Source organism: Spirillospora sp. NPDC049652 (genome assembly GCF_040675125.1).
Lineage (GTDB): Bacteria > Actinomycetota > Actinomycetes > Streptosporangiales > Streptosporangiaceae > Spirillospora.
The window spans coordinates 1-3,652 of sequence record NZ_JBFAOF010000756.1; the positions used below are offsets into that span (position 1 = coordinate 1).

General features: G+C 75.8%; 5 protein-coding genes. 1 reads left to right on the forward strand and 4 read right to left on the reverse strand.

All coding sequences use genetic code 11. The annotated features are described in order from the left end of the window. The 4 genes from AB0J52_RS31995 to AB0J52_RS32010 all read right to left on the reverse strand — a co-directional run. Positions 1-168 (reverse strand): twin-arginine translocase TatA/TatE family subunit (locus AB0J52_RS31995; protein ID WP_500186534.1); only part of this gene is annotated, 168 nt, incomplete at its 3' end. Between the two features lie 25 nt (positions 169-193). Next, a complete protein-coding gene (locus AB0J52_RS32000) occupies positions 194-415 on the reverse strand; it encodes a hypothetical protein (RefSeq protein WP_500186528.1) in 222 nt (73 codons plus the stop codon). 22 nt (positions 416-437) lie between these two features. Beyond that, positions 438-1,574 carry a helix-turn-helix transcriptional regulator gene (locus AB0J52_RS32005; RefSeq protein WP_500186530.1) on the reverse strand — a complete coding sequence of 379 codons (1,137 nt, stop codon included), beginning with the start codon at positions 1,572-1,574 and terminating at the stop codon, positions 438-440. Next, positions 1,571-2,635 carry a helix-turn-helix transcriptional regulator gene (locus AB0J52_RS32010; RefSeq protein ID WP_500186531.1) on the reverse strand — a complete coding sequence of 355 codons (1,065 nt, stop codon included), beginning with the start codon at positions 2,633-2,635 and terminating at the stop codon, positions 1,571-1,573. Before AB0J52_RS32010 ends, AB0J52_RS32005 begins: the two co-directional genes overlap by 4 nt. A 148-nt stretch (positions 2,636-2,783) precedes the next feature. Between AB0J52_RS32010 and AB0J52_RS32015 the strand changes: the two genes are divergently transcribed. Continuing rightward, on the forward strand, positions 2,784-3,652 hold an 869-nt coding region (locus tag AB0J52_RS32015; protein ID WP_500186532.1), incomplete at its 3' end, for a DUF3866 family protein.

Here is a 3,652-nt window from a genome sequence, read left to right on the forward strand (position 1 = left end):
GGTCTGCGGCTTGTCGTCGTCGTCCTCGACCAGGCCCTTGGTCTCGGCCTTCAGGATGCGCGCGGACTTGCCGAGGGACCGCGCCAGCTGCGGCAGCTTCGCCGAGCCGAAGATCAGCACGACGATCAGCAGCAGAATGAGAATCTCGGAGGTGCCCAGTCCAGCCATGTCAGTCCTTCGCAGCAGGTGGTACTCACGACGATCGTACGCCCTCACCGGACTCGGCCGGGGCCCGGGAGTCGCGCAGATCCCGCATCTCGGCGCGGAGCGCCGACTGTTTCGGTCCCAGTCTCCGGCGCGCCCGCTCCAGTTCACGTGCCAGCCGGCGAACGCGCAGCCACACCCGGAACGAGCACCACGCCAGCACCGCCAGCCCGGCGAACCCCAGGGTCACCGCGACCGCCGTCCACGTCATCCCGCCCACGGTAGCCGACCCCTCACACCACGTCGTACAGGGCCAGCGCCCGCGCCGCGTCGTCCCGGACGGCCCCGGCCAGCGACGCCGGCGACACGATCCGCCCCTGGTCGCCCAGGCGCAGCGCCAGCGCCCGCACCCACCGGGTGTCGGGCGTCCGCAGCACCACCCGCAGCCGCCCCTCGCCGAGCTCGGCGACCGACTCGCACGGGTAGGAGTCGGCGACCCACCGGCCGCGCGGCGTCAGCTCCATCGTGACCGTCTCGTCCTGCGGGGACGGCCGGAACAGGCCGGCGTCCACGTCGATCGGCTCCGCGCCGTCGGGCACGTCCGCCGCGACGTCCAGCACCGAGAGATCGGTCACCCGGTCCAGGCGGAACAGCCGGACCGCCTCGGCGCGGCGGCACCAGCCCTCCAGGTACGTCGTGCCCTCCACCACCAGCAGCCGCATCGGGTCGACGTCCCGCTCGGTGTTCTCGTCCCGCGTCGGCACGTAGTAAGTGAGGTGGACGCGCCGCCGCCCGTCGATCGCGGCGCGCAGCCGCGCCAGGGCGTCCCCGCGCGTCTCCACCTCCACCGCGACCTTCCCGGCGGCCTGCGCCGCCGCGCCCGCCGCCTCCTCCAGCTTGGCGATCAGCCGGGACAGCGCGTCCCGGTCGTGCAGCTCCGGCAGGCCCGCCAGCATCCGCAGCGCCACCAGCAGCGCCGCCGCCTCGTCGGCCTTCAGCCGCAGCGGCCGGGCGATCGACTCGGCCTCGGTCACGGTGATCTCCCCGCCCTCGTAGGACAGGTCGATCGGGCAGTACGGGTCCGGCGCGCGCAGCTCCACGCACCACAGCATGTTCAGGTCGTCGATCAGCTGCTTCTCGGTCACCCCGAACGCGGCGGCCGCCTCGTCCAGCGCCACCGCGTCGCGGTTCACCACGTACGGGACCAGCGCGAGCAGCCGCGCCAGCCGCCCGGTGGACGTCCCGCCGGGCCGCCGGGCCGCCTCGCCCTTCGCCGCCTCGGCGGTCCTGCCCCGCGGCGCCGCGACCCGCAGCGTCTCGCTCCGGGCCTCCACGCCCCCGGACGCGCCGCCCTGCAGCGCCCCGCCCCGCGAGCCCTCGTTCTGGGCCGCCTCGTTGTGAGACGCCTCGTCCGCCTGGATGCCGCTCATCGCTCCCCCACCCGCGCCGCGCCACCGGCCGCGTTCTCCTCCGTCATCCCGGCCGCCGCCCCGGTCGCCGCTTCGGGCGTCGCCCGGGTCACCGACTCGTTCGCCGCGAGGACGGCCTTCAGGTGCCCGATCACCGCGTCCCGCAGATCCGGCGGGTCCAGGACCACCACGTCGGCCGCGAACCGCGCCAGATACGGCGCGAACCGGTCCACGTCGCGGAAGGTCAGCTCCGCCTCGTCCCACGCGCCGTCGCCGACCGGCCGCACGTCCCGCGCCCACCGGCGCGGCCCCTGCGCCGCCCCGGCCCGCAGCCGCACCCGCGCCGGACGCGGCTCGGCGGCCTGGTCGTCCCGGTCGAACGCGATCGCCCGCACATCCGCGCCCGCGGGGACGACCACGCTCCCCGCCGGGCCGTCCGGACGCACCGCGCCCGTGATCCGGCTCAACCGGAACACCCGGGGCTCGCCCCGGTCCCGGTCGTGCCCGACCACGTACCAGCGGCCCCGCCGGCTCACCACGCCCCACGGCTCCAGATGCCGCCGCGCGCCGTGCGTGCGGCCCACACCCTGGTACTCGAACGTCACGGGACGCCCGTCCCGGACCGCCTCCCACAGCGGCGCGAACGCCGGGTCGCCCGTGTCGACCCGGGGCTCCACGCCGACCGCCGTCGGCACGTCGGTCTCGACCCCGGCCGCGCGCAGCTTCAGCAGCGCCCCGGACGCCGCGTCCGCCATGCTCGCCCGCTGCCACACCCGCGCCGCCAGGCCCAGCACGGCCGCCTCGTCCGGCGACAGCCGGATCTCCGGCAGCTCGTAGGCCTGCGGCGGGATCCGGTAGCCGATCTCCTCGCCGCCCCCGCCGGACGCGTCGCTGCCGACCTCCAGCGGAACGCCCAGCTCGCGCAGCTCCTCCTTGTCGCGCTCGAACATCCGCTTGAACGCCTCGTCGCCGTCCGGATACCCGGGAACGGCACGCCGGATCTGCTCGGCCGTCAGGTAGCGCCGCGTGGCCAGCAGGCAGACCACCAGGTTGAGCAGGCGCTCGGTCTTGCGCCGCGACACTTCGCGACCACCTCTTCCGCGTCCGAATCCCTCACCGGCGGGCGCACCCGCCCGCCGTCCAGCCACCGGCGCGGCCACCCGCGCCGACTCCGGCGCCGAGCGCGCGCCGCCTCGTCGCCGCCCCCAGGAGGACGCTACCGTCTCCGGTGTGATCCGATGGCGCGAAGGCACAGTACGAGGCATCCGGCGCGAATGGCCCGGAGCGGTCGAGTTGGACGTCGCGGTCGGGGGCGACGGCGACTGCCGCGCCCTGGCCTACCCCGCGCTCGTGGGCAGACCCGAACCGGGCGACACCGTCCTGCTCAACACTACGGCCTTGGCGATGGGTCTGGGGACCGGAGGCTACGCCATGGTCGTCGCCGTCCCGGACCGCCTCCCGCCCGACCCGATCGGCCCCGGCCACCTCGTCAAGGCCCGCTACACCCCGCTGCAGACCACCGTCCTCGGCGTCGACGAGCAGGACTCCCCCCACCACGCGCTGCTGCGCGACGCCGACTCCCTCACCGGCATGCCGGTGGTCGTCGCCGACCTGCACTCCGCGCTCCCGCCGATCCTCGCCGGCCTGCTCGCCGACCGGCCCGGCACCCGGGTCGTCTACGTCATGCCCGACGGCGGCGCCCTGCCCGCCTGGTTCTCCATGTCCCTCGCCCGGCTCAAGGACGTCGGCGCGCTCGCCGCCACCGTCACCGTCGGGCAGGCGTTCGGCGGCGACCTGGAGGCCGCCACCGTCCACACCGGGCTCCTCGCCGCCCGCCTGGTCCTGGCCGCCGACGTCGTCGTCCTCGCCCAGGGCCCCGGCAACCTCGGCACCGGCACCCGCTGGGGCTTCTCCGGAGTCTCCGCCGGAGAGGCCGTCAACGCCGCGTCCGTCCTGTCCGGACGGCCCGTCGGCTCCCTGCGCGTCAGCGAGGGCGACGCCCGCGAACGCCACCAGGGCGTCTCCCACCACAGCCTCACCGCCTACGGACGCGTCGCCCTCGCCCGCGCCGACATCCCCGTCCCCGAACTCGGCGGCCC

What these genes read in the sequence shown, in the direction of transcription:
- AB0J52_RS32005 (WP_500186530.1), bottom strand. Translation starts at nt 1,574, where the DNA reads ATGAGCGGCATCCAGGCGGACGAGGCGTCTCACAACGAGGCGGCCCAG.
- AB0J52_RS32000 (WP_500186528.1), bottom strand. Translation starts at nt 415, where the DNA reads ATGACGTGGACGGCGGTCGCGGTGACCCTGGGGTTCGCCGGGCTGGCG.